The sequence below is a fragment of the Bacillus stercoris genome, assembly GCF_029772985.1.
GTDB classification, from domain to species: Bacteria; Bacillota; Bacilli; order Bacillales; family Bacillaceae; genus Bacillus; species Bacillus stercoris.
In genome coordinates this window covers 3,945,214-3,963,847 of sequence record NZ_CP121861.1, presented here as the reverse complement: position 1 = coordinate 3,963,847, position 18,634 = coordinate 3,945,214, and the positions used below count along the sequence as shown (strand labels likewise).

Annotated in this window: 19 protein-coding genes; 10 read left to right on the top strand and 9 right to left on the bottom strand. The window is 45.7% G+C overall.

Translation table 11 applies throughout. From position 1 onward, the window contains the following. The first annotated feature begins 57 nt into the window (after positions 1–57). Positions 58–1,392 carry an aminotransferase-like domain-containing protein gene (locus tag QA442_RS20540; RefSeq protein ID WP_095432799.1) on the top strand — a complete coding sequence of 445 codons (1,335 nt, stop codon included), beginning with the start codon at positions 58–60 and terminating at the stop codon, positions 1,390–1,392. On the opposite strand, the gene QA442_RS20535 is transcribed toward QA442_RS20540, so the two are convergent. From QA442_RS20535 to bsdA, 6 genes are all read right to left on the bottom strand, one after another. Then, on the bottom strand, positions 1,387–2,061 hold the full coding sequence (locus tag QA442_RS20535) for a 4'-phosphopantetheinyl transferase (protein ID WP_040084190.1): 675 nt from the start codon (positions 2,059–2,061) through the stop codon (positions 1,387–1,389). The genes QA442_RS20540 and QA442_RS20535 overlap by 6 nt on opposite strands. A 103-nt stretch (positions 2,062–2,164) precedes the next feature. After that, positions 2,165–2,812, bottom strand: coding sequence for a YczE/YyaS/YitT family protein (locus QA442_RS20530; RefSeq protein ID WP_069839839.1), 648 nt, complete (start codon positions 2,810–2,812; stop codon positions 2,165–2,167). Between the two features lie 123 nt (positions 2,813–2,935). Further along, positions 2,936–3,679 carry a cystine ABC transporter ATP-binding protein TcyC gene (gene tcyC / locus QA442_RS20525; protein ID WP_069148941.1) on the bottom strand — a complete coding sequence of 248 codons (744 nt, stop codon included), beginning with the start codon at positions 3,677–3,679 and terminating at the stop codon, positions 2,936–2,938. 13 nt (positions 3,680–3,692) lie between these two features. Next, positions 3,693–4,397, bottom strand: coding sequence for a cystine ABC transporter permease TcyB (gene tcyB, locus QA442_RS20520; RefSeq protein ID WP_014662754.1), 705 nt, complete (start codon positions 4,395–4,397; stop codon positions 3,693–3,695). Beyond that, complete coding sequence (gene tcyA, locus QA442_RS20515) at positions 4,384–5,190, bottom strand: cystine ABC transporter substrate-binding lipoprotein TcyA (RefSeq protein WP_071581063.1); 807 nt, start codon at positions 5,188–5,190, stop codon at positions 4,384–4,386. The genes tcyB and tcyA overlap by 14 nt, the downstream gene beginning before the upstream one ends. 115 nt (positions 5,191–5,305) lie before the next feature. Next, the gene (gene bsdA, locus QA442_RS20510) at positions 5,306–6,178 is read right to left on the bottom strand and encodes a transcriptional regulator BsdA (RefSeq protein ID WP_095432798.1); all 873 of its coding nucleotides are present in this window, start codon (positions 6,176–6,178) and stop codon (positions 5,306–5,308) included. An 89-nt stretch (positions 6,179–6,267) separates the two neighbouring features. Here bsdA and QA442_RS20505 point away from each other — a divergent pair, with 89 nt between their 5' ends. The 5 genes from QA442_RS20505 (at position 6,268) to QA442_RS20485 (ending at position 9,925) form a co-directional block, all read left to right on the top strand. Beyond that, a complete protein-coding gene (locus QA442_RS20505; protein WP_071581062.1) occupies positions 6,268–6,882 on the top strand; it encodes a non-oxidative hydroxyarylic acid decarboxylases subunit B in 615 nt (204 codons plus the stop codon). Positions 6,883–6,884: 2 nt separating this feature from the next. Next, entirely contained in the window at positions 6,885–8,306 is a 1,422-nt protein-coding gene (bsdC, locus tag QA442_RS20500; RefSeq protein ID WP_069839843.1) for a phenolic acid decarboxylase BsdC, read from the top strand. A gap of 16 nt (positions 8,307–8,322) precedes the next feature. Beyond that, positions 8,323–8,550 (top strand): phenolic acid decarboxylase subunit BsdD, encoded by a 228-nt coding sequence (gene bsdD, locus QA442_RS20495; RefSeq protein WP_071581061.1) that lies wholly within the window; start codon positions 8,323–8,325, stop codon positions 8,548–8,550. Further along, on the top strand, positions 8,547–9,011 hold the full coding sequence (locus tag QA442_RS20490) for a pyridoxamine 5'-phosphate oxidase family protein (protein ID WP_095432797.1): 465 nt from the start codon (positions 8,547–8,549) through the stop codon (positions 9,009–9,011). The genes bsdD and QA442_RS20490 overlap by 4 nt, the downstream gene beginning before the upstream one ends. Positions 9,012–9,079: 68 nt before the next feature. After that, complete coding sequence (locus QA442_RS20485) at positions 9,080–9,925, top strand: alpha/beta fold hydrolase (RefSeq protein ID WP_103749796.1); 846 nt, start codon at positions 9,080–9,082, stop codon at positions 9,923–9,925. 39 nt (positions 9,926–9,964) lie between these two features. On the opposite strand, the gene QA442_RS20480 is transcribed toward QA442_RS20485, so the two are convergent. Continuing rightward, positions 9,965–11,443, bottom strand: a complete 1,479-nt coding sequence (locus QA442_RS20480; RefSeq protein ID WP_071581058.1) for a peptide MFS transporter — start codon at positions 11,441–11,443, stop codon at positions 9,965–9,967. A 279-nt stretch (positions 11,444–11,722) separates the two neighbouring features. On the opposite strand from QA442_RS20480, the gene QA442_RS20475 reads away from it, so the two are divergent. Further along, positions 11,723–13,477: a right-handed parallel beta-helix repeat-containing protein gene (locus tag QA442_RS20475; RefSeq protein WP_095432796.1), complete on the top strand. Its 1,755-nt coding sequence runs from the start codon at positions 11,723–11,725 to the stop codon at positions 13,475–13,477. Positions 13,478–13,493: 16 nt separating this feature from the next. Here QA442_RS20475 and QA442_RS20470 read toward each other — a convergent pair whose 3' ends face one another. Beyond that, entirely contained in the window at positions 13,494–13,715 is a 222-nt protein-coding gene (locus tag QA442_RS20470; protein ID WP_071581056.1) for a YczF family membrane protein, read from the bottom strand. Positions 13,716–13,840: 125 nt separating this feature from the next. Between QA442_RS20470 and gerKA the strand changes: the two genes are divergently transcribed. The 3 genes from gerKA to gerKB are packed head-to-tail and all read left to right on the top strand — an operon-like array spanning position 13,841 to position 17,835. Beyond that, positions 13,841–15,475, top strand: coding sequence for a spore germination protein GerKA (gene gerKA, locus QA442_RS20465; RefSeq protein ID WP_095432795.1), 1,635 nt, complete (start codon positions 13,841–13,843; stop codon positions 15,473–15,475). Continuing rightward, complete coding sequence (gerKC, locus tag QA442_RS20460; RefSeq protein WP_095432794.1) at positions 15,465–16,688, top strand: spore germination protein GerKC; 1,224 nt, start codon at positions 15,465–15,467, stop codon at positions 16,686–16,688. The genes gerKA and gerKC overlap by 11 nt, the downstream gene beginning before the upstream one ends. Positions 16,689–16,713: 25 nt before the next feature. Then, complete coding sequence (gene gerKB, locus QA442_RS20455; RefSeq protein ID WP_095432793.1) at positions 16,714–17,835, top strand: endospore germination permease GerKB; 1,122 nt, start codon at positions 16,714–16,716, stop codon at positions 17,833–17,835. A 104-nt stretch (positions 17,836–17,939) separates the two neighbouring features. Here the strand turns inward: gerKB and QA442_RS20450 are convergent, their stop codons facing one another. After that, complete coding sequence (locus QA442_RS20450) at positions 17,940–18,620, bottom strand: ABC transporter ATP-binding protein (protein WP_095432792.1); 681 nt, start codon at positions 18,618–18,620, stop codon at positions 17,940–17,942. Between the last annotated feature and the right edge of the window lie 14 nt (positions 18,621–18,634).

Sequence of the window (18,634 nt, the reverse complement as noted above, 5' to 3'; positions counted from 1 at the left end):
GCACGGTACAATGAGAAAAACAATGAACTGTACCGGTACAAAACAGGAGGAGAAGACATGGAGAAATACATGTGTCTATTAACGAGGATAGAGGAGATGATGCAAAGCACCGCCTATCAAGAAGGAGACAGGCTTCCATCTATCCGTCAGCTGTCCGCCCGCTACCAAGTCAGCAAAAGCACAGTGATCCGCGCGCTGCAGGAGCTGGAAAAGCGCCACCTTATCTATTCCGTTCCGAAAAGCGGCTATTATATTGTGAAAAAGACGGGGAAATCAAAAAGTGGGCAGCCTGGCCCCATCGACTTTGCCACATCTGCGCCGGATCCAGATGTGTTTCCGTATCTTGATTTTCAGCACTGCATCAACAAAGCGATTGATACATATAAAAACGATTTGTTTATTTATGGGACGCCAAAGGGGCTTCCATCACTCATCCGTGTACTCCGAAAGCTCTTGGCCAATCAGCAGGTATTTGCGGATGAACGGCACATTTTCATTACTTCAGGTGTCCAGCAGGCGTTATCCTTGCTTTGTGCCATGCCGTTTCCAAATGGGAAAGAGAAGATCGCCATTGAACAGCCGGGCTACCATTTGATGGTCGAACAGCTTGAGACGCTTGGAATTCCCGCCATCGGGGTGAAACGAACGGAAGAGGGGCTCAATTTAACCGAGGTTGAGCGGCTGTTTCAAACAGAATCGATCAAATTTTTTTATACGATGCCCCGCTTCCATAATCCGCTTGGCTGCTCTTTGTCAGAGCGTGATAAACAGGAGCTTGTAAGACTGGCAGAAGCGTATGATGTCTATCTCGTTGAGGATGATTATCTCGGTGATTTGGAGGAAAATAAAAAGGCAGATCCGCTGCACGCATATGACCTGTCCTCACATGTCATTTATTTAAAAAGCTTCTCGAAAATGATGTTTCCCGGCCTTCGCGTGGGGGCGGCTGTTTTGCCCGAAGCACTGACTGACACGTTTCATGCGTACAAAAAGCTGAACGACATCGACTGTTCGATGATTTCTCAAGCGGCATTGGAGATTTATCTGAAAAGCGGTATGTATGGCAGGCACAAGGAGAAAATCAGAGATTCCTATAAGGAGCGATCACTGAGGCTTCATCAAGCCATTCAAACCCACAGGCAGCTGGGAAGCGGACGCTTTACGTTTTCATGCGGCCAGGCACCCTGTATGCACACCCATCTGGTGCTTCCTGAGGATCTACCGGCCTCAAGAGTGATTCATAGACTGAAAAAACAAGGGGTTCACCTTGAGGCGATAGACCGTCATTATTTATCAGGTTATCAAAAAGAAAATCTATTAAAAATCAATATATCCAATGTGAAAACGGAAGATATTGATCGCGGTGTCAAGCTGTTGATGAGCCATTTATAAAAGCGCTTCGTACGAGACCATTGTGATATCCTCAGGGAAATCAGGGTGCGCGGCGCATACAGCCATTTTGTAGCCGGGATCGACATCATACGTTTTGATATAGCAGGGGGAATGGCTGTCCGGAAGCTCAATGGATACTTCTCCGTCCTGATGCAGGCGCACTGAAAAGGAATCAAGCGGTAGTGATAACCCCTTGCCCTCCTGTTTGATAAAGCTTTCTTTCATTGACCATAGATGATAAAAATAGTCTGTTTGCTCGTCCTTGTTTTTGGCTAAAAGGTCGCTGTACTCTGTTTTTGAAAAGAAGCGCTTGGCGATCTCAAGGCTGATCGGTTTCATTTTTTCAATATCGATGCCGATGGGCTGTGAATCAAACGCACCAATGACCCAGCGGCCGGAATGAGAAATGTTGAAATGGGCGTCAGGAAGATCGGGGATGCAGGGCTTCCCGTATTCCTGCGTGCTAAAGCGGATATCGGATTTGTCCAACTGATACTGCCCGCTTATGACTGAACGAACAAGCACATCTCCCAGCAGGGTGCGATGTGCATCTTCTTTATGATAAAATCTCCGGCATTTCTCCCGTTTTTCAGGCGATATGAAAGACATGAACCGTTCAGTCTCTTCCTGTGAAAGCGGGCGGTCCATATAAATTCCGTAAATCTTCATTCTAGGTCCTCCGTCTGCAAAAGATTGTCAAAACCATCCTATCATACATCAACAAGACTCATATAGAGGAGAAAATAAAAAACAAAGCCAAGACGGCTTTGTTTTAGTGTACAGGCGGAGATGCTTTCACAGCGGCTGTCCGCCTTGCCACGGCATAATTCAGCAGCTGGATTGACTGCGGCAATGAAAAGCGCAAAATGAGTCCGGTGAAGATGGCGGTCAAAATGGTGCCAAAACCGATCGGGCCGCCCATGCCCCATGCCGCAAATAAAATAGTTAATTCCATGCCGTTCCGCACCCATTGCACATTCCAGCCGGTTTTTTCTGTAATCAGCATCATCAGTGAATCACGCGGCCCCGCGCCAAGGCCTGCTGATACATAAACACCGACGCCGTAACCGATCAGCACCACGCCGAGAGAGAAGACGATGACGGAGCCCGTGTAGGTCGAGGGAGCAGGCAGAAGAAAATTGAAAAAGTCTATAAATACACCGATGAGCACCATATTCAGGATCGCTCCAATTTTTGGCCAAGCCCTAGTGAACAATGACGTTAATCCGACGATGAGCGCTCCAATAATGATGGACCACTGGCCGACGGTAAGCCCGTAGTGCTGAAACAGGCTGTAATGAAATGCATCCCACGGACTAATGCCGAGTGCTTTTCCTTCTATCGTCAGGGATACACCAAAAGCCAAAATGATCAAACCGGCAAAATAAAATGTCCAGCGCAGAACAAGTTCTTGCTTCACGTGAGGTCCCTTCTTTCGTAAAAATCAGTCGATTGTCATTGTAGCACATCTGACAGAAGGGCGGAATAGGCGAAAGGAGCTCAACAAAAAAACAGGGCCGCCGCAGGCGCCCTGTTTTTCTTATTACAGCGGGTTCAAAATCCGGTTCAAGAACCGCTGTGTCCGTTCTTCTTTTGGGGCGGAGAAAATTTGCTCCGGCGGTCCTTGCTCCACGATTACACCGCCGTCGATGAAGATGACTTCATCAGCAACTTCCTGCGCGAACTTGATTTCGTGGGTCACCACGACCATGGTCCAGCCTTCATTGGCTAAGTCCTTGATAACCTTCAGCACCTCTCCGACGAGCTCCGGATCAAGCGCTGAGGTCGGTTCGTCAAACAGCATGAGCTCAGGCTGAATCGCCAGTGCGCGGGCGATGCCGACACGCTGCTGCTGGCCGCCGGAAAGCTGGAACGGATATAAATCCATTTTGTCCTTCAATCCGACTTTATCAAGAAGCTGGATCGCTTCTTTTCTGACTTCCTCTTTGTTCCGTTTTTGCACCTGAACAGGGCCCTCCATCACATTTTCGAGGGCTGTGCGGTGCGGGAACAGGTGATACGCCTGAAATACCATTCCGGATTTTCGGCGAAGCTTTAGGATATCCGCCTGTTTCACCTTTTTGGAGAAATCGATGGAGAAATCATCAAATGCAAGCTCTCCGCGATTCGGAATCTCCAGCGCGTTCAGGCAGCGGAGCAGCGTCGTTTTCCCTGAACCTGAAGGCCCAAGTATGGCGATGACTTTTCCTTTTTCAATCTTCATATCTATCTTTTTTAAAATTTCATTTTCACCGAATGATTTGTTTAATCCTGTAACGGTAAGCATACTCGGAACCTCCTTATTTGGCCACGTAGCGGTCAAGACGCCGTTCGATGACATGCTGGACGAGTGAAAGCAGGAAGCAGATAATCCAATAAATAAAGGCTGCTTCAATATAGATCACTAAAATTTGATCAAGATTCCGCGCGCCGATTTCCTGGGCTTTTCTGAACAGCTCAGCGACCAGAATTTGAGAGGCGAGGGATGTATCTTTAATCAGGCTGATAAAAGTATTGGATAATGGCGGGATCGACACACGAAACGCCTGCGGCAGTATGACGCGGAACAGCGTTTTCTGATGTGTCATGCCGATTGTGTAGCCGGCTTCCCATTGCCCTTTCGGCACGGATAAAATAGATGCCCGGATGATTTCAGATGCATAGGCGCCGACGTTTAATGAAAAGGCGATAACTGCGCTTGGAAATGGATCTAATGTGATGTTAAAGGCCGGGAACAGATAGAAAATGATGAACAATTGAACGAGAAGAGGAGTGCCGCGTATTGCGGATACGTATACGCTGAACACCCATCTCAAAGGTCTCACTTTCGACATTCTGGCAAGCGCCGTAATCAGCGCCAGGATCATTCCAAATATAAAGGAAAGAATCGTAAGGGGAATCGTATAGTAGATTCCCCCTGAAAGTATCGGCCAGAATGACTGCTGCACCAGATCCCACGGGATCGCCGTGCCAAGCGTCAATGCCGGCAGATTATTTAGAAACATCTTCGCCGAACCATTTTTTAGAAATTTTAGAAAGAGTCCCGTCCTCTTTCATTTCTTTTAATGCTTTGTTGACTTGATCAACAACCTCGCCGCTTCCTTTACGGAACGTGAAATACGTTTCCTGCGGATCGCCTGTTTCAAACGCGATTTTTACGTTTTTGTTGCCGGATGTTTTTAAGTAGTTCAATACGGCAAGCTTATCGTTGTAGGTCATATCAACGCGGCCTTGCTGGATCATTTGAAGGGACTGCGCCATGCCTTCAACGCCTTCTACTTTCGCGCCAGCATTTGTAGCTAGTTTGTTATAGTTGCTTGTCAGTGATTGAGCTGACGTTTTTCCTTTTACGTCTTTTTCAGACTTAATATCGTTGTTGTCTTTTTTCGTTACGACAACGGCTCTTGATGTTGTGTATTTATCTGAGAAATCATATTTGTTCTCACGGTCTGTTTTTCCGACTTGGTTGGCAACAACGTCAAACCGTTTGGAATTCAGGCCGGCAAACATGCTGTCCCATTGTGTTTCTTTAAAATCGACTTTCAGCCCGAGGCGTTTTGCGACTTCTGTGATGACTTCGACATCATAGCCAGTCAGCTTGTCAGTGTCTTTGTCGTGGTAAGTGAACGGCTCATATGTTCCTTCCGTTCCGACTGTGAGCACACCTTTTTTCTTGATTGAAGCCCAAAGATCGCCATCTTTGGCATTATCTTTTGACTGATTGTCATTTCCTGCTCCGCAAGCTGCAAGAGCTGCAATACTTACGACCATGAATAAAGCCAATAATGCTTTTTTCATCTTATTCCCCACTTTTCTGGTTGATTTTATTGAAATAAAAAATTAGCTTACAAATCTAAAGGATAACTTTTTTTTAGTATGAGTCAAGTATTTGGTTTTCATAAGACAAAATCTTTTAAAATAAATCCAAAAATTGCTGTGCCGGTTTAGGCAAATAACTGTCCGTTCTCCACATGACAGCAGGCGTCATAATGAAGGGATTATTTTCGATATGGACGGTGTGAACGTGATTTCGCATATGAACGGGAATCATTGTGACAGGCAGAATGGACGCGCCAAATCCGGATGACACGAGGCTGAGCAAAGTTGCAGAGTCATGGCATTCACAAACAATGCTCGGCTTCAGGTTCAAACGATGAAATTCATTCATGACCTGATTATAAACGCCTTTTCCGTTAACAGGCCGGAGCAGTATCAGAGGAAACGAAGGAATGTCCTCCATTTTAATCGTGTCTCCGCACGGATATCCGGCTTTATCTGAAAGCACGAGCACACATGGAATGTCATCAAGCTGCTTGAATTGTACTCTGTCACTTTTGATCAGTGTTGTCGTGACCGCCGCATCGATTTGCCGGCTTTCCAGCAGTTCCAACAGTGTCGCAGGCTCATTTTCCCAAATATTAAAGGTGAGATGGGGGTATCTCTCTTTGATCTGTGTGACTTTTTCAAGCATCAGAGCCGCACAATAAATTGTTGAACCCACGGCTAGCGTGCCGGCTACCTCCTCCTTCAGCTCCTGTACCTCGATGACGGCATCTTCAAACCTATGCAAAATCTCCTTTGCTCTTTTCAGAAAAACAGTTCCTTCATATGTAAGCGTCATTTGTTTTTTCTTGTTCCGATCAAACAGAACAACACCAAGCTCGTCCTCCAGCTGTTTGAGCTGCCTGCTTAAAGGCGGCTGCGCCATGTGAAGCTTTTTGGCTGCGGACGTGATTTTCTGTTCTTGGGCAATGGTAATGAAGTATCGAAGCTGGCGAATGTCCAAAAGAAAGCGCCTCCTAATCATACCTTTTAGGTATTAAATATAGATTTTATAGATATTTTTCATATGGATATATCAGGAGTATGATTGAAATGAAAGCAGAATTCAAGCGTAAAGGAGGGGGCAAAGTGAAACTCGTTGTCGGAATGACAGGGGCAACAGGGGCGATTTTCGGGGTCAGGCTGCTGCAGTGGCTGAAGGCCGCCGAAGTGGAAACCCATCTCGTTGTGTCTCCTTGGGCGAACGTCACGATCAAACACGAAACAGGCTATACCTTACAGGAAGTAGAACAGCTGGCCACATACACTTACTCACATAAGGACCAGGCGGCAGCCATTTCAAGCGGGTCGTTTGATACCGATGGAATGATCGTTGCGCCGTGCAGCATGAAATCTCTCGCAAGCATTCGCACCGGAATGGCGGATAATCTGCTTACACGTGCGGCGGATGTCATGCTCAAGGAGAGAAAAAAACTCGTCCTCTTAACGAGAGAGACGCCTTTGAACCAAATTCATCTCGAAAATATGCTAGCGCTTACGAAAATGGGTACAATCATTCTTCCTCCGATGCCGGCATTTTATAATCAGCCGAGCAGTTTAGAGGAAATGGTTGACCATATTGTATTTAGAACGTTGGACCAATTCGGCATTCGCCTTCCTGAAGCGAAGCGCTGGAATGGGATTGAAAAACATAAAGGAGGAGCTTGATCATGGCTTATCAAGATTTCAGAGAATTTCTCGCAGCCCTCGAAAAAGAAGGACAGCTGCTTACAGTGAATGAAGAGGTAAAGCCGGAGCCTGATTTAGGGGCCGCCGCACGCGCAGCCAGCAACCTTGGCGATAAGAGCCCCGCGCTTTTATTTGACAACATTTATGGCTATCATAACGCGCGAATTGCGATGAATGTCATCGGCTCTTGGCCGAACCATGCAATGATGCTGGGCATGCCGAAAGACACACCGGTAAAAGAACAGTTTTTTGAATTCGCAAAGCGTTATGACCAGTTTCCGATGCCGGTCAAACGTGAGGAAACAGCGCCATTTCATGAAAATGAAATCACAAAAGATATCAATTTGTTCGATATACTGCCTCTTTTCAGAATTAACCAAGGTGATGGAGGCTACTATTTAGACAAAGCATGTGTCATTTCCCGTGATCTTGAAGACCCTGACAACTTCGGCAAACAAAATGTCGGCATTTACAGAATGCAGGTCAAAGGAAAAGACCGCCTCGGCATTCAGCCTGTCCCGCAGCACGATATTGCCATCCATTTGCGCCAAGCTGAAGAACGCGGCATCAATCTTCCAGTCACGATTGCGCTTGGCTGTGAGCCGGTTATTACAACAGCGGCATCGACTCCGCTTCTCTATGATCAATCAGAATACGAAATGGCAGGCGCGATTCAAGGCGAACCATATCGCATCGTCAAATCAAAGCTGTCTGATCTTGATGTTCCGTGGGGCGCTGAAGTGGTGCTTGAAGGTGAGATTATTGCCGGAGAGCGCGAATATGAAGGGCCGTTCGGTGAATTCACAGGCCATTATTCCGGCGGACGAAGCATGCCGATCATTAAAATTAAACGCGTCTATCACAGAAACAATCCGATCTTTGAACATTTATACTTAGGCATGCCTTGGACAGAATGCGATTACATGATCGGCATTAACACATGCGTGCCGCTTTATCAGCAGTTAAAAGAAGCGTATCCGAACGAAATTGTGGCAGTAAACGCCATGTACACACACGGTTTAATCGCGATTGTATCCACAAAAACCCGTTATGGCGGATTTGCGAAAGCGGTCGGCATGCGCGCATTGACCACACCGCACGGACTTGGCTACTGCAAAATGGTCATTGTCGTTGATGAGGATGTCGATCCATTCAACCTCCCGCAGGTCATGTGGGCGCTTTCGACCAAAATGCATCCGAAACACGATGCGGTCATCATTCCGGACTTATCTGTTCTGCCGCTTGATCCGGGATCTAATCCGTCAGGAATCACGCACAAAATGATTCTTGACGCGACTACACCGGTTGCGCCGGAAACAAGAGGCCACTATTCACAGCCGCTTGACTCTCCGCTTACAACGAAAGAATGGGAACAAAAACTAATGGACTTAATGAATAAATAAGGAAAGGATGTTCGAAATGCATACATGTCCTCGATGCGACTCAAAAAAGGGAGAAGTCATGAGCAAATCGCCTGTAGAAGGCGCATGGGAAGTTTATCAGTGCCAAACATGTTTTTTTACATGGAGATCCTGTGAACCGGATAGCATTACAAATCCCGCGAAATACAATCCGGCGTTTAAAATTGATCCGAAGGAAACAGAAACAGCCATTGAAGTTCCGGCGGTGCCGGAACGAAAGGCTTGATCAGCGTGAACTGTCTATCAGACCGTCTTTTTGAACTGCTTGACGGGGACCGCCTAAATGAGAAGCAGCATGAGGCCTTCGTTCTGCAAACAGTATCAGAGGATGGCTGGCCGCATGCCGCTATGATCAGTGCGGGGGAAATGATCGCGCTGAACCGAAATGATATCCGAATCGCTCTGTGGAAAAACACAATGACTTCGGCCAATATCCTTCGCACAGGAAAAGCTCAGTTCACGGCATGGTGGAAGGGAGCCGCTTATTATGTAAAGCTTGAATGCACGCCTTTGTCGCCTTTGAAAGATGCCGAATATGATAGAGACCGTTTTGCCTGCCGCATCGTTTCGGTGAAGGAGGACGTTGCGAAATATGCTGTTTTGACTTCTGGTGTCCATATCCAGCTTCACAGCCCTGAAGAGGTGCTGAATAGATGGGAAAAGACGCTTGAGGAATTGAAGCAATAATATCGAAAGCCTGACGCCATGCGTCAGGCTTTTATTTTTATATAATGAAAACAAAGGAGGCGAGAGAAATGGAACGTACGGGGATCTGTCACTCAGACGGTTTTGATTTATCATATCGAATCGAGGGAGAGGGCGCACCCATCCTTGTGATCGGGAGTGTGGTTTACTACCCGCGCCTTTTTTCCTCAGATCTCAAACAGAAATATCAATGGATCTTTGTCGACCATAGGGGATTTGCTAAGCCTAAACGAGAGCTTCGTGAGGAGGATTCGAGACTTGATGCCGTTTTGGCTGATATTGAAAGGATGAGAGCATTTCTTCAGCTTGAGGATGTTATCATCCTGGGACATTCCGGGCACGCTTTTATGGCTTTAGAATATGCCAGGACATATCCTGAACATGTCCGGAAGGTTGCGCTTTTCAATACTGCGCCTGATAACAGTCAAGAAAGACAACGAAAAAGTGAATCATTTTTTATGGAAACAGCCAGTCCTGAGAGAAAGAAACGCTTTGAAACAGATATCGCGAATTTGCCGCAGGACATTGAAAAAGATCCTGAAAGACGCTTCGTGCACATGTGTATTCGCGCTGAAGCGAAAAGCTTTTATCAAGAGCGGCCGCATGCAGCTGCTTTATGGGATGGCGTATTTACGAATATGCCGATCATGGATGAATTATGGGGGAATACATTTGCCCGGCTGAATCTCATTCAGCGGTTAGCTGATATACAAGTGCCGGTGTACATCGGCTTAGGAAGATATGATTATTTGGTTGCGCCTGTTGCGCTATGGGATACTGTTGACGATTTATATCCCCATGTGGAGAAGGTTATTTTTGAAAAGAGCGGCCATCAGCCGATGCTGGAAGAACCGCAAGCCTTTGAACAAAGCTTCAGGAAATGGCTTGATCAATAAAAAACAGCCCGCAGATCAACATCCGCGGGCTGTTTCTGATTATAAGACCCCTTTCATCGCGCGTTTGATCACCGGCGAGAGCAGCAGGAGAATGCCGCCAAGAACGATAGAAATCAAACCGATGGTGCCGAAGTACGTTGTTTCAGGAATTTTATCAAACAATCCGGCTACTTGGGCATTGATCGCTTGGGCTGCTGCGTTCGTCAGAAACCACATACTCATTGTCTGTGCAGAGAAGGCAGCTGGCGCCAGTTTCGTTGTCACGGATAAACCGACTGGAGACAGGCACAGCTCTCCAAGCACAACAAGCAGGAAGCTGAGAACGAGCCAAAGCGGGCTTACGAGTGCTTCTTTTCCTTGCATAGCCGGGAATACCATAATGATAAATGACAATCCGGCAAGAATAATTCCGATTGAGAATTTAACTGGCGTAGACGGCTGGCGTTTGCCGAGCTTCATCCAGAGCCATGCGAATATTGGCGCAAAAATGACGACAAACAATGGATTTAATGATTGGAACCAAGATGATTGAAGTTCGAATCCGCCCAATGAAAGTCTTATGCGTTCATCAGCGTATACCGCAAGAATGGTCGCTCCCTGTTCCTGAATGGCCCAGAACATGACAGCACCGATAAACAAAGGAACGTAAGCGGCAAGACGGGATTTTTCTGTTTTGTCCGCTTTTTTGCTAGTAAACATGATGATGAAATAAATAACAGGAATCAAAATACCGAGAATACTTACAAGGTCGATGAAACGCTTGATCGTCAGCACGCCTGTTTGTACGGAGATAATCACTGCGATCGCCACAATGATCACACCGATTCCGGTGCCAATCGCAGATTTTTTAGACAGCGGATTCGGCACATTGGAACCTGCAAGACCGAGGTTTTTCTTTCTTGTCAAAGCAAATACGATAAGTCCGAGAAGCATTCCGACCGCGGCAGCTCCGAAGCCGAGATGATAGTTGTACTTCTGTCCGAGTGTTCCGACAATTAACGGCGCAAGTAAACCACCGAGGTTAATCCCCATGTAGAAAATACTGAAACCTGAGTCGCGGCGCGGGTCTTCTTTCGTGTAAAGATCCCCAACCACGCTTGAAACGTTTGGTTTTAATAAGCCTGTTCCGACAATGATAAGCACCATGCTGATATAGAATGCTACCGAACTGCCTGGATAGGCGAGTGCAATGTGGCCGAACATAATGAATATGCCGCCGTAAAACACGGTGTTTGCGGTACCGAATACCCGATCAGCGAGCCATCCGCCAATAATAGTGGACATGTATACGAGTGAGCCGTAAATCGACATAATGGCAACCGCAGTGCCTTTGTCAAAACCAAGCCCGCCGTTTACCGTCTCTGTATACAAATAGTAAAGTAAGATTGCTCTCATTCCATAGTAAGAGAAACGCTCCCAAAATTCGGTGAAAAATAGTGTAAATAGTCCTCGCGGGTGACCAAAGAACCCTTTTTGCGGGACGCTTTTAATGATACTTTCGTTATCAATCGAAGCCATGTCAGCCAAACCCTTTCTAAAAAAAGTGTATTATAAAAATCATATTCTTATATAATACTTGTGTCAATATAATTTATACTCATTTCAAATAGTTCCATAATGGAAAAATTATAAATGCCTAAAAATAGTGATTTTATCCTAATTTTTATACTCTTTATCGTGAGATTTTCTTACACAACTATTCCTTTATATTTTTTCAATAAAATTTTAGAGAAATGTACAAGCAGACCGGGCCTTTGTGAGTAACATGATAGTAATCATAGAGAAGGAGGCTCGCAATTGGCTGAATTCATATTAAATGCAGCGGATTTCGGTGTTCCTGGAGATGGTCAAACGGATTCGACAGAACTGATTAACCAGTGCCTTAGTACAGCTGTTTCGAAAGGCTATCATACTGTCTGGTTTCCAAAGGGCACATATTTAATAGATGGAACGCTTGGCGGAGATCTTAATCAGAAGTTTCGAAACGCGGGTATCATTGTTCCCGGTAACCTTGAGATTATGATGGACCCGGAGTGTATCATGAAAGTAATCCCGAATAGCTCGTGGGGTTATTCCGCATTTTATGTAGGCAAGCAAGAGAATATAACCATTTCCGGGGGACAAATTATCGGCGAACGCGATGAGCATACGTATGCCTCGGCAGGGATCAGGTCTACCCATGAATGGGGCTTTGGCATATGTATTGAAGGATGCTCGAATGTTGTCATTGATCAAGTGAAAATTTCTGATTTTACCGGCGATGGGATCATTGTCAGTCCGAGGGGATTAAAGACCAATCAAGATTATCGAACGTCAGAGCAAATTATCATCCGCCGCTGTGAGGTTCGGCGGTCAAGGAGAAATAACATTTCCATTACCGGATGTGACATGGTCACGGTGGAGGAATGCGTGATTGAAGATGCCGGAACGGGGAATGGGACAGCGCCGAAATACGGAATCGACATTGAAGGATATGGCGAAGGTGATGTTGATTATGAGGAACCGATTAATGTATCAATTCGCAATAACTACTTTATTGGAAACGTTTCAAGTTCTGTGACCAATTTTAATGGGTATGGCGTTTTAATAGAAGGAAATCTCTCAGATAATACAATCAGCTATGGATATGGGACGCAAACAGTGATCAAGGGAAATATTCTAAGAGGCCCTGAAGACGCGGCGGCTGCGACAAGAGTCGGGATAACCGGACTCGGTGTGTCACAAGGAAAAGAGACCAGTGATGCGGTGATCTCCGGCAATTTGATTACCGGATTTTCAACTGGAATTGATGTCAGGGGAAAGAGCGTTCTTGTGACCAACAACAAAATCAGCAACTTTGAAAACACAGGGATATTGGTTTATCAGTCTTCTGACGTAAAGGTAGACGGAAACCACATTCAAAACGGACTGTCTGAAACAAGGCGCAGCATCGGTCTTCGCGCAGTGCTGTCAGATGACATCGCGTTTCTGAATAACTGTCTCATTCAAGTCATTGACGGTGTGAACATCTCCGGAGGCGACATGATCATTAAAGATAATCTCCTGAGAAAATTCAGCCGAGGCATTTGGATCGCTCAAGGGAATGCGGCGATTGAAGGAAATACACTGCATCCTGACACGTTTGAAGCGGTCCCGGAATCATATGCTGTTTCCGTCACAAATAATGCTGGCGCTATCATCAAAAACAATACATTTAAAGAGTTTAAAAATTACCCGATTTACTGCTCCACAAGTGCAAAAACCTCAATTATCGGCAACCACCTCGAGAAATCTCCGCTTTTGGTCACCGTCTATATCAGCACAGGTGTGCATGAGATTTTTGATAATACCATTTCAGTCAACAGAACAGCCGGGAATCCGATTGTGATTTATGTCAATGGATCAGCAGGCTCTATCATTTCTGGAAACACCATCAATAACCTCTCCGCAGGCACTGCGACAGCTATTCAAACAAACACCTCAACCAATTCCAAAATCATTGGCAACCGCATTTTTAAAGGGACCATCAACAAACACAGCAGTGATACACTAGACGGCAATATTATCGCCTGAAAAAAAGCGCCCCCCTCTAGGGGTTCTTTTTTTCCGATTTATAGATCACGTATATTTCCCTCACAAGCACAATCACAAAAAATAAAAGCACGACCCATTCCGCAAACGTTGTCATCTTAAAGCTGGACATATTGTTATAAATGGCTTTTGTTAAACTGAACCCTTGAAGCATGTCCATCAATACAGAAATAGTTAATAAACAAATCAATATGACTCCAGTCACACCCAATATCTTCATGCTTCATCATCCTCCGCTTTTAGTGTCTATCGTTGGCGGCGAAGTTATACGGCATCTAAACCTAATGCATAATCTCAATTCTAATAGGAAGAATATGAGAAAACGACAAGGAAAGGTATTTGTGTATGCCTTTATTTTCTAATCGAAAGAACAATACCGGTTCAAAAGACAAGCAGAATACAGAAGAAAAGAATCAGGAACGGCAGCAAGAAAAAGAAAGGCCGGTTCTCATTTCCCCTAATTTGGCAAAGAATATAGCGAAAACGAAAAAGGAAGTCGGAAGCAGCTCTGACGTTATCATTCGCGAGATTAAAATCGGGGAGCAGGATCGTGTCCATCTAGCTGTCATCTATATTGCTGGGCTGGTCGATAATCACACGATCCATGAGTCGTTAATCGATCCATTGGTACAGGATGAGTCTATCCAGAATACTCATGCGATCCAGCAAATTCTTGAAAAAACGCTCCCGCTGGGCGGGGTGAAAGCGGAAAAGAGCTGGGATAAGCTTTTTTCCGAGTTAATGCTCGGCAATGCGCTTGTTTTTGCCGATGGCTATGCCGAAGCGCTGATTTGCAGCACTCAAGGGGGAGAGCAGCGCTCCATCCAAGAGCCGAGTACCCAGGTGTCATTCCGCGGTCCGCGCCAAGGGTTTACAGAGTCTCTGCAAACCAATATTTCCATGATCCGGCGATACATTAAAAATCCGAATTTATGGGTTGAAAAAATGAAAAAAGGCTCTGTCACAAATACGGATATCGCTCTCATGTACATTGAAGGAATATGTGATGAAAAGGTGCTGAAGGAAGTGAAGCAGCGCCTGGAAAAAATAGATATTGACAGTATTTTGGAATCCGGATATATTGAGCAGCTGATTGAAGATGAAACCTTTACGACGTTTCCGACTATGTATCATACAGAACGCCCCGATGTTGTAGCGGGAAATCTGTTAGAAGGAAGATTCGCGATTATTGTGGACGGCACACCGTTTGTGCTTATTGCCCCGGCTTTATTTGTCCAATTTTTTCAGTCTGTTGAAGATTATTATTCGCGTTTTGATATAGCGACAAGCATACGTGTCCTGCGGGTTTTAGTCTTTTTCATTTCGCTTGTGGCTCCGGCTGTCTATGTGGCAGCCACGACGTTTCACCAAGAAATGATACCGACTCAGCTGTTAGTGGTCATTGCGGCTCAGCGGGAAATTGTTCCGTTTCCGGCTGTTGTCGAAGCGCTAACGATGGAGGTTGCTTTTGAGATTCTGAGGGAAGCGGGGGTCAGGCTTCCCCGGGTTGTCGGCTCGGCAGTATCAATCGTAGGCGCTCTTGTAATCGGCCAGGCTGCCGTACAAGCTGGTATTGTCTCTCCGGCAATGGTGATTATCGTGGCACTCACCGCGATTGCGAGCTTCGCGACACCTGCGTTTGCAATGGCGATTTCAGCCCGGCTCATCCGGTTTATTTTTATTATTGCCTCAGCTGTTATGGGTTTTTACGGGCTGATTTTAGGGATCATTATGATGTTTGTGCACTTATGCAGTCTTCGTTCATTTGGCGTTCCATATATGTCGCCGCTTGCACCCTTTTCTTCACAAGGCGTAAAGGACGCGCTGTTCCGGGTTCCGTGGTGGGCCGATGAAAAGAGGCCGGAATCGATCAGTAAGGAAGATAAGGTGCGGCAGGGAGAGGGTCAGCGCCCAGAGCCGGCCGCATCACGAGGAATGGTGAACAAAGATTTGGAAGAAGGGGATCAGAATGGTACGTAAATGTCTATTAGCCGTTCTCATGCTTTTGAGCGTCATTGTGCTGCCCGGCTGCTGGGATAAGCGGGAGCTGACGGATCTTGCGATTATCTCGGCGATTGGCATCGATCGGACAAACAACGGCAACTACGTGCTGCATCTTCAAATTATCAATCCAGGAAATGTTGCCGGCGGCCTTCAAGGAGGCGGTGCCGGAGACAGGCCGCCTGTATCTGTCTATTCGATTGAAGGTAACAATATAACGGAAGCACTCAGAAAAGCCTCCATAAAGGTGTCACGCCGGCTTTATTTTGCCCATACCAATCTAGTCGTGATCAGTGAAAAGCTGGCAAAAGAAGAAGGATTGGATTTTGTTTTAGATAATCTTGACCGGGACACAGAATTCAGGACAACGGCAACATTCGTTGTTGCTCATAAAACAAAAGCAGAAAACATTGTGAAAATCTTGACGCCAATTGATAAAATTCCATCAAATAAAGTCAATAAAACTCTGGATTTCACCGAGGCGGAATACGGACGGGTGGTCAAAACCAATATTCAGGACGTTTTAAAAACACTTGCCGCCAACACTAGGGCACCGGTTATTCCGGGATATATGATGATTGGTGACGATAAAAAAGGAGTCAGTATGGAAAACACGCAGGCGACTGACCCGAAAGCCATTCTTCAGGCAGATGGTTTGGCGATTTTTGATAAGGCTGGGTATTTAAAGTATTGGCTTGAAGATCATGAAAGCGTGGGGGCAGTCTGGCTTATGAATAAGATCCAGCATACGTTTATTAATGCTGACTGGGACAAGACGAAGGATGCGGTCAGCTTGCAGGTTACCCATCAGGATACGAAGCTGGTACCGGAGATACGGAACGGACGTCCGTACATCCATGTGAAAGTGTCGGTTGAAGGTATTATAGATGCTGTCAAATACCCTTTCCACTTGTCTGACCCCAAGGTGCTGCCCGCTATTGAAAAAGCCCTCAACAAAGAGCTGGAAAAGGAAATCAGCCATACTGTGAAAAAGATCAAGAAGAATCAAATAGACTTTATCGGTTTTGGTGACACGATATATAGAAAGTATCCGGAGCAGTGGGCGAAAATGAAGGACACATGGGACAAAGAGTATTTGCCGGAACTGCCCATCGATGTGAAGGCCGAGACGTATATCAGAAGGACGGGATTGCGAAACAATCCGATCAAACACCAGTTTAAAGATGATTAGGTCTGTGAGAAAGGGGAAGTGACAGATGGAAAAAGCCAGAATAAGCATAAGGCAGCTGTTTGTCATGATTATCATTTTTGAACTGGGCAGCTCCTTATTGATTACACCCGGATCGATGGCGGGCAGGGATGCTTGGATAGCAGTTCTATTAGGCTGTGCGGCCGGGCTGTTTCTTTTCTATTTGTATCAGGGCATTTATCAATGCTATCCGGAATCTTCGCCGAAAGAATATATGGATGATATGCTCGGAACCAAGCTGAGCTGGCTGTTTTCATTTCTCTATATCTTGTACTTTGCCTATATTGCCGCAAGGGTGCTGCGTGACTTTGGAGAAATGCTGCTGACGTTTGCTTATCATGATACACCTATCATTATTGTAAATGCTTTATTAATGGTAGTAAGCATATATGCCGTAAGAAAAGGAATTGAAGTGCTCGCACGCGCGGCCGAACTGCTTTTCGGGGCCATGTATTTACTAGGCGCGCTCGGCCTCGTGCTGATTATTGTCTCAGGCACTATAGACCCGCACAATTTAAAGCCGGTTTTGGCAAACGGCATTTCTCCTGTCCTTCACTCTGTTTTCACACAGACCATGTACGTTCCATTTGGTGAAGTTGTTTTATTTGTGATGATTTTCCCTAACCTGAATGACAGAAAAAATGTGAAAAAAATGGGGATGATCGCCATGGCTATTAGCGGATTGGTTGTGGCGCTCACCGTGGCGATTAATATCAGCGTGCTTGATGTTGATCTTACACTCAGATCCCAGTTTCCGCTTTTAAGCACGATCCAGACAATCAAAGTCGAAGAATTTTTAGATCGGCTTGATGTCTTTTTTATGCTGGCGCTGATCATTGGCGGCTTCTTTAAAGTCAGTCTCTACTTATATGCCACTGTGGTGGGGACATCTACGCTCTTTAAGGAAAAGAATCCCTCCCAATTGGCTTATCCGATGGGATTGGGCATTTTAATCCTCTCTATTACGATTGCGACTAACTTTTCGGAGCACTTGAACGAAGGCCTGAAAGTGGTGCCGCTGTATATTCATTTGCCTTTTCAATTATTGTTTCCGCTCTTTCTGTTTATTGTGGCTGTTTGGAAAAAGAAACGAAGAGAGAAGTCAAAAGGGGCGGAAGCAAAAAAATGATAAAAAGAGCGGGGGGATGCAGCCGCCGCTCTTTTTATGTTCACTTCTATATAAAAGGGGGATATAGGGTGCGCCCCTGTCTGCACTGGCAGAGGCGCGTTTTGTTATACGACTGCGATGTTTTCCTTCACAGTAAAGCTTCCTCTTGAAAGTCTGATATTGATGTCTGACACTTTTGCAATTTGTTCATCGTGCGTCACCATGATGACACATTTATTTTCCTTGTGTGCCAGATCCTGAAAGAGCCGTACGATCTCTTTTGATGTGTCCTCATCAAGGTTTCCGGTCGGTTCATCGGCTACGATAAGATTCGTGTCACAGCAGAAAGCCCTTGTAATTGATACCCGCTGCTGCTGTCCGCCGCTCAGTGTGAGCACTTTTTGCCGGGCTTGTTTTTCGTTGATGCCAACCTTCTGCAGCATGTCAAGCGCATATGATTCTTTGTTCTTTTCTTTAGAACCTGTGATTTCCATAGCGGTTGTGACGTTCTGCAAAGCCGTCATATACGGAAGCAGGTTGTACGCCTGAAAAACAATTGATACATATTGATTTCTGAAATTGGTTAAGCCGATTTTAGAAACCGCTTTTCCGCCGTAAAGAATGTCTCCTTCTTTTGGTGCGTCAAGTCCGCCTGCCAGAGACAGGAAAGTGGTTTTCCCCGTCCCTGATGTGCCGACGATTGTGTAGAATTTGCCTTTTTGAAAGCTGATGTTAATATCCTGAAACAATGGCTGGCTCTTGTCTTTATACCAGTAGCCGACTTGTTGAAATTCTAATAAGCTCATAGGTTCCGCCTCTT

Excerpts from the sequence above, each read along its gene's own strand:
- bsdC (WP_069839843.1), top strand. The coding sequence starts at position 6,885 with ATGGCTTATCAAGATTTCAGAGAATTTCTCGCAGCCCTCGAAAAAGAA.
- gerKA (WP_095432795.1), top strand. The coding sequence starts at position 13,841 with ATGCCTTTATTTTCTAATCGAAAGAACAATACCGGTTCAAAAGACAAG.
- QA442_RS20450 (WP_095432792.1), bottom strand. The coding sequence starts at position 18,620 with ATGAGCTTATTAGAATTTCAACAAGTCGGCTACTGGTATAAAGACAAG.
- QA442_RS20505 (WP_071581062.1), top strand. The coding sequence starts at position 6,268 with ATGAAAGCAGAATTCAAGCGTAAAGGAGGGGGCAAAGTGAAACTCGTT.
- QA442_RS20540 (WP_095432799.1), top strand. The coding sequence starts at position 58 with ATGGAGAAATACATGTGTCTATTAACGAGGATAGAGGAGATGATGCAA.
- QA442_RS20485 (WP_103749796.1), top strand. The coding sequence starts at position 9,080 with ATGGAACGTACGGGGATCTGTCACTCAGACGGTTTTGATTTATCATAT.
- tcyB (WP_014662754.1), bottom strand. The coding sequence starts at position 4,397 with ATGTTTCTAAATAATCTGCCGGCATTGACGCTTGGCACGGCGATCCCG.
- QA442_RS20480 (WP_071581058.1), bottom strand. The coding sequence starts at position 11,443 with ATGGCTTCGATTGATAACGAAAGTATCATTAAAAGCGTCCCGCAAAAA.
- bsdD (WP_071581061.1), top strand. The coding sequence starts at position 8,323 with ATGCATACATGTCCTCGATGCGACTCAAAAAAGGGAGAAGTCATGAGC.
- QA442_RS20535 (WP_040084190.1), bottom strand. The coding sequence starts at position 2,061 with ATGAAGATTTACGGAATTTATATGGACCGCCCGCTTTCACAGGAAGAG.
- tcyA (WP_071581063.1), bottom strand. The coding sequence starts at position 5,190 with ATGAAAAAAGCATTATTGGCTTTATTCATGGTCGTAAGTATTGCAGCT.
- QA442_RS20470 (WP_071581056.1), bottom strand. The coding sequence starts at position 13,715 with ATGAAGATATTGGGTGTGACTGGAGTCATATTGATTTGTTTATTAACT.
- gerKB (WP_095432793.1), top strand. The coding sequence starts at position 16,714 with ATGGAAAAAGCCAGAATAAGCATAAGGCAGCTGTTTGTCATGATTATC.
- tcyC (WP_069148941.1), bottom strand. The coding sequence starts at position 3,679 with ATGCTTACCGTTACAGGATTAAACAAATCATTCGGTGAAAATGAAATT.
- gerKC (WP_095432794.1), top strand. The coding sequence starts at position 15,465 with ATGGTACGTAAATGTCTATTAGCCGTTCTCATGCTTTTGAGCGTCATT.